This window comes from Xinfangfangia pollutisoli (assembly GCF_020179405.1).
Classification (GTDB): Bacteria; Pseudomonadota; Alphaproteobacteria; order Rhodobacterales; family Rhodobacteraceae; genus Pseudogemmobacter; species Pseudogemmobacter pollutisoli.
Genome location: NZ_JAICBZ010000143.1, coordinates 1 through 4,954, shown reverse-complemented (window position 1 = coordinate 4,954; position 4,954 = coordinate 1). Strand labels below are relative to the sequence as shown.

General features: G+C 67.9%; 5 protein-coding genes and 1 pseudogene. 3 read left to right on the top strand and 3 right to left on the bottom strand.

Features of this window, described 5'->3' with window-relative positions; translation table 11 throughout:
- Together K1Y73_RS21320 and K1Y73_RS21315 are read left to right on the top strand one after the other, a co-directional pair.
- Positions 1 to 546: pseudogene (locus K1Y73_RS21320) on the top strand (thiamine/thiamine pyrophosphate ABC transporter permease ThiP); the annotation flags it as partial.
- The gene (locus tag K1Y73_RS21315) at positions 533 to 1,246 is read left to right on the top strand and encodes a thiamine ABC transporter ATP-binding protein (RefSeq protein WP_225030408.1); all 714 of its coding nucleotides are present in this window, start codon (positions 533 to 535) and stop codon (positions 1,244 to 1,246) included. The pseudogene K1Y73_RS21320 and the gene K1Y73_RS21315, both read left to right, overlap by 14 nt.
- Before the next feature lie 51 nt (positions 1,247 to 1,297).
- Here the strand turns inward: K1Y73_RS21315 and K1Y73_RS21310 are convergent, their stop codons facing one another.
- From K1Y73_RS21310 to petA, 3 genes are read right to left on the bottom strand one after another with little or no spacing between them, the layout of a single operon-like run.
- Complete coding sequence (locus K1Y73_RS21310; RefSeq protein WP_225030405.1) at positions 1,298 to 2,149, bottom strand: cytochrome c1; 852 nt, start codon at positions 2,147 to 2,149, stop codon at positions 1,298 to 1,300.
- Positions 2,150 to 2,163: 14 nt separating this feature from the next.
- On the bottom strand, positions 2,164 to 3,477 hold the full coding sequence (gene petB, locus K1Y73_RS21305) for a cytochrome b (protein WP_225030403.1): 1,314 nt from the start codon (positions 3,475 to 3,477) through the stop codon (positions 2,164 to 2,166).
- Between the two features lie 11 nt (positions 3,478 to 3,488).
- A complete protein-coding gene (gene petA, locus K1Y73_RS21300; RefSeq protein ID WP_225030401.1) occupies positions 3,489 to 4,052 on the bottom strand; it encodes a ubiquinol-cytochrome c reductase iron-sulfur subunit in 564 nt (187 codons plus the stop codon).
- A 419-nt stretch (positions 4,053 to 4,471) separates the two neighbouring features.
- Here petA and K1Y73_RS21295 point away from each other — a divergent pair.
- The coding region (locus K1Y73_RS21295) for a phosphatase PAP2 family protein (RefSeq protein WP_225030399.1) at positions 4,472 to 4,954 on the top strand (483 nt) is incomplete at its 3' end.

Genomic DNA, 4,954 nt, shown 5'->3' with positions numbered 1-4,954 from the left:
GTCCTGGCGCTGGCCCTGCCGCTGGCCACCGCGCGCAACGCCCCGGGCTGGACGGCGCTTGCTGCCGTCTTGCCGCTGGCGGCCTCCAGCCTGGCGCTGGGCACCGGGCTGTACCTGCTGCTGCGGCCCCTGGCGCCGCCCGTGACCCTGGCCCTGCCGGTCACCCTGGCCGTCAATGCGCTGCTGACCCTGCCCTTCGCCTATCGCCTGCTGCGCCCCGAGGCGCAGGCGCTGCAGGCCGATTACGGGCGGCTGGCCGACAGTCTGGGCCTGCGCGGCTGGGCGCGGCTGCGGCTTCTGACCCTGCCGCGGCTGGCCCGTCCGCTGGGCTTTGCCGCCGGCCTTGCCGCCGCCCTGTCGATGGGCGATCTGGGCGTGATCGCGCTGTTTGCCGGCGAGACCGAGGCGACGCTGCCCTTGGTGATCCAGCGCCTGTCCTCGGCCTACCGGATCGAGGCGGCGGCGGGCGCCTCGCTGCTGCTGGTCGGGCTCAGCCTGACCCTGTTCTGGATCTTCGATGCCGGAGGCCGCCGTGCTGCACCTTGACGATCTGGGCCTGGCCCAGGACGATTTCCGGCTGGAGGCCGACTGGAGCCTGCCCGAAGCCGCGCGCGTGGCGCTGATCGGGCCTTCGGGCGCCGGCAAATCCACGCTTCTGGCGGGAATCGCGGGCTTCCTGCCGCCGGCACGCGGCCGGATCCTGTGGCAGGGCCGCGATCTGGCGCCGCTGGCACCGGGTCAGCGGCCGCTTTCGATCCTGTTCCAGGACCAGAACCTGTTCCCGCATCTGACGCTGGCGCAGAACCTGGGCCTGGGCCTGCGCCCCGATCTGCGCCTGTCGGCGGCCGAAAAGACCCGCGTCGAGCAGGCGCTGGAGCGGGTCGGTCTGGCGGGCCTTGGCCCGCGCCGGCCCGCGGCCCTGTCGGGCGGCCAGGCCAGCCGGGCCGCGCTGGCGCGGGTGTTGCTGCGGGCCCGGCCGATCCTGCTGCTGGACGAACCCTTCGCCGCTCTGGGCCCCGCCCTGAAGGGCGAGATGCTGGATCTGGTGGCCGAAGTCGCGGCCGAGACCCGGGCGCTGGTGCTGATGGTCACCCATGACCCGCAGGATGCGCTGCATTTCGCCGCGCTGACGGTGCTGGTGGCCGAAGGCCGGGCCGATCCGCCCCAGCCCACTGCCGCCCTGTTCGCGGCCCCGCCCCCGGCCCTGGCCGCCTATCTGGGCACAGGAAAAAACCCCGCCCGGTAAGGGGCGGGGTTTTCATTCACTGTCCGGTCTTGAAGGTCGCTGACCCTTGGGTCACGCCTCGAAGGTCTTGCCCTTCACGCGCGCCCAGATCTTCTTGTTGGTCAGGAACAGCAGCGAGGCCAGCACCACCAGGAAGGTCACGGCGACGAAGCCGGCCTGCTTGCGGGCCATCAGCTTCGGCTCGGCCGACCACATCAGGAACGAGGCGACATCCTCGGCGATGTGATGCTTGGTGTTGGAATGGCCATCCTGGAACTCGACCGAACCATCGTCGATCGGCGGCGGCATGGCGATCCAGCTGCCCGGCACGGTGGAATTGCCGTGTTCGTCCTTGCAGCTTGCCGGCACACCGCCCGCGGTGAAGGCGGTGTTGTAATAGTAGCCGTCAATGCCCTCGGGCGCGCAGGCCGGATTGTCGGCATAGCCGTTCAGAAGCGAGACGATGTATTCCGGCCCGCCGATGCCGCGGACCAGCTGGTTGATGCCGGTGCCAACAGGGCCATGGAACCCGGCACGGGCCTTGGCCATCAGCGACAGGTCCGGCCCCATCCCCTCGCCCGAGCGGGCGGGGAACTTGTCGGTCCATTCGCGCGGACGCTCGGTCCCGTCGGGCAGGGTCACCGCATCCAGCGAGGCCGCATAGGCGCGGACCTGGTCGCCGGGCAGCTCCGGCCCGCCGGGATCGGCCAGCGTGCGGATCGGCACGAATTTCAGCCCGTGGCAGGACGAACAGACCTCGGTATAGACCTGCAGCCCGCGTTGCAGCTGGAACTGGTCGAACTTGCCGAACGGGCCTTCATGGGCGAAGGACACGTCCTCGATATGCGCCGCCGCGCCCTCGGCATGGGCCGCGCCCGCAAGGGCAACGACCGAAGCCGCGGTGAGTGCGATTTTTTTGAACATCTGTTGTTCCTCTCTCACTCGGCCGCGTGGGGGTAGTGGGACTTGAAGTCTTCCTCGATCGTCGCCGGCAGCGGCAGCGGCTTTTCGATGACGCCCAGAAGCGGCAGGATGACCAGGAAGTAGGCGAACCAATAGGCCGAGGCGATCAGCGAGATCGTGGCATAGGGTTCGGCCGCGGGCATGGCGCCGCACCACATCAGCACGACGAAATCCAGCGCCAGAAGCCAGAACCACCACTTGAACTGCGGCCGGTACTTGCCCGAACGCACCGCCGAGGTGTCCAGCCAGGGCACCAGCGCCATGCACAGGATGGCGCCGAACATCGCGATCACGCCGAAGAACTTGGCGTCGATGATGCCGAAGGACAGGAACTCGGCCGCTTGCACCACCCAGACATCGGCGGTGAAGGCGCGCAGGATCGCGTAGAAGGGCAGGAAGTACCATTCCGGCACGATATGCGCGGGCGTCGCCAGCGGGTTCGCCTCGATATAGTTGTCGGGGTGGCCCAGATAGTTCGGCATGAAGCCGACGATGGCGAAGAACACCGCCAGAACCACGGCCAGGGCGAACAGATCCTTGATCACGAAATAGGGCCAGAAGGGCACGGTGTCCTTCTTCGCCTCTTCCTTGGACCCGCGGCGCACTTCAACACCCGTGGGGTTGTTGTTGCCGGTGGTGTGGAAGGCCCAGATGTGAACGGCAACCAAGGCCGCGATCACGAAGGGCAGCAGATAGTGCAGCGAGAAGAAGCGGTTCAGCGTGGCATTGTCGACCGCCGGCCCGCCCAGAAGCCATTCCTGGATGGTCGGCCCGATGCCGGGGATGGCGCCGAACAGCCCGGTGATCACGGTCGCGCCCCAGAAGGACATCTGACCCCAGGGCAGGACATAGCCCATGAAGGCCGTGCCCATCATCGCCAGATAGATCAGCATGCCGACGATCCAGGTCACTTCGCGCGGCGCCTTGTAGCTGCCATAGTACAGGCCGCGGAAGATGTGCAGATAGACGGCGAAGAAGAACAGCGAGGCGCCGTTGGCATGCAGGTAGCGCAGCATCGTGCCGCCGTTCACATCGCGCATGATATGCTCGACCGAGGCGAAGGCCAGGTCGACATGCGGGGTGTAGTGCATGACAAGGACGACGCCGGTGGCGATCTGCAACACCAGGCAGAAGGCCAGCACGATGCCCCAGATCCACATCCAGTTCAGGTTCTTGGGCGTGGGGATCATCAGCGTGTCATAGATCAGGCTCACCACCGGCAGGCGGGTATGAAGCCACTTTTCGATGCCCGACTTGGGCTCGTAATGGTCGTGGGGAATTCCGGCCATGTGTGTTTTCCTTAGCCCAGAAGGATCGTCGACTTGGAATCGTCGGTGAACTGCACCAGCGGCACGTCCAGATTGCGCGGCGCCGGTCCCTTGCGGATACGGCCGGCGGTATCATAGTGCGACCCATGGCAGGGGCAGAACCAGCCGCCGAACTCGCCCTGCTGGCCCAGCGGCACGCAGCCCAGATGGGTGCAGACGCCGATCATGACCAGCCATTCGCCCTCGGCATCGAGGGTGCGGTTCTCATCGGTGGCCTCGGCGCCGGGCTTGTTGGCGTTCTCGGCGTTCTTGTCGATCAGATCGGTAAGCTGCACGGCGCGGCCGGCATCGATCTCATCCTGGGTGCGACGGCGGATGAACACGGGTTTCCCACGCCATTTCACAGTCAGTTGCGTGCCGGTTTGCACACCCGAGACATCGACATAGATCGATGCAAGGGCGCGCGTATCGGCCGAAGGGTTCATTTGGTTGACCAGCGGCCAGACTGCGGCGCCCGTAGCAACCGCACCGGCCCCGGCCGTGGCGTAGTACAGGAAATCGCGGCGCGTGCCGGCGGGGTTTTCTGCGTGGGACACGAGTTCCTCTCCCTGGCGTAGCCGCAGGCTGACGCGGCCATTGAAAACGGGGACTGGCGGTTTCCCGCCGGCCCTGCCCGTCGCGCTTTTAGACAAGGGGCGCGCGCCAGTCCAGCGGACAAACGCGCACAGGGCAAGGCTGTTTCCCCTTTGCCACCGCCTGTTTCGCCTTTGCCGCAGGTCGGGGGCGGATCGGGGGCGGCAGGGCGGGGCCGCAAACCGCGTAAGCAGCCGCTTAAACGGCCGGTCTTATGCCATCCGGCCAATGCCCGGCACCGCCCGATGCGGGCTAATTGCAAGGCGGGGCCCTGCCCCACTTCGTCCGGGGCCCTGCCCCATTTCGTCCTCGTCCCCTGGCCCCCTGCCACCCCGGTTCCCCTCACACCCGGATCGGCGGGGGGCCAACCCTGAAGGGCCAGATGCTGATCGGCAGAATTCTTCGCGGCCTCGGTCTGGCCCATCTGGTGCTGGGCGCGCTTGTCGCGGCGCTGGTGACGGCCCAGCCGACAGTGCGCGGCTATGGCGACCGGCTGCAGGTGGTGCTGCCGATTCTCGGCTGGGGCTGTGCCCTGACCCGCGCCGAGGGCAAGGATTTCGCCCTGCGCTTCGCCCTGCTTTGGGCTGGCGTGCGCGGCAGCAAGGCCCTTCTGGGTGAAACGCCGCTGAACCTGCGCCCCACGGGCGAGACGGGCGGCTTCCCCTCGGCCCATACATCGGCCGCGGCGATCGGGACAAGCCGTGTGGTGCAGGACTGTCTGCGCGGCAACCCGGGCGCCCAGGCGGTGCTGGTGATCACCGCGGGATTCGTCGGCGGCACGCGGATCGAGCTGGGGGCGCATACGGTCTGGCAGGTCACCGCCGGGGCGCTGTTCGGCTGGGCGGCCGACCGCGCCCTGCGCCGC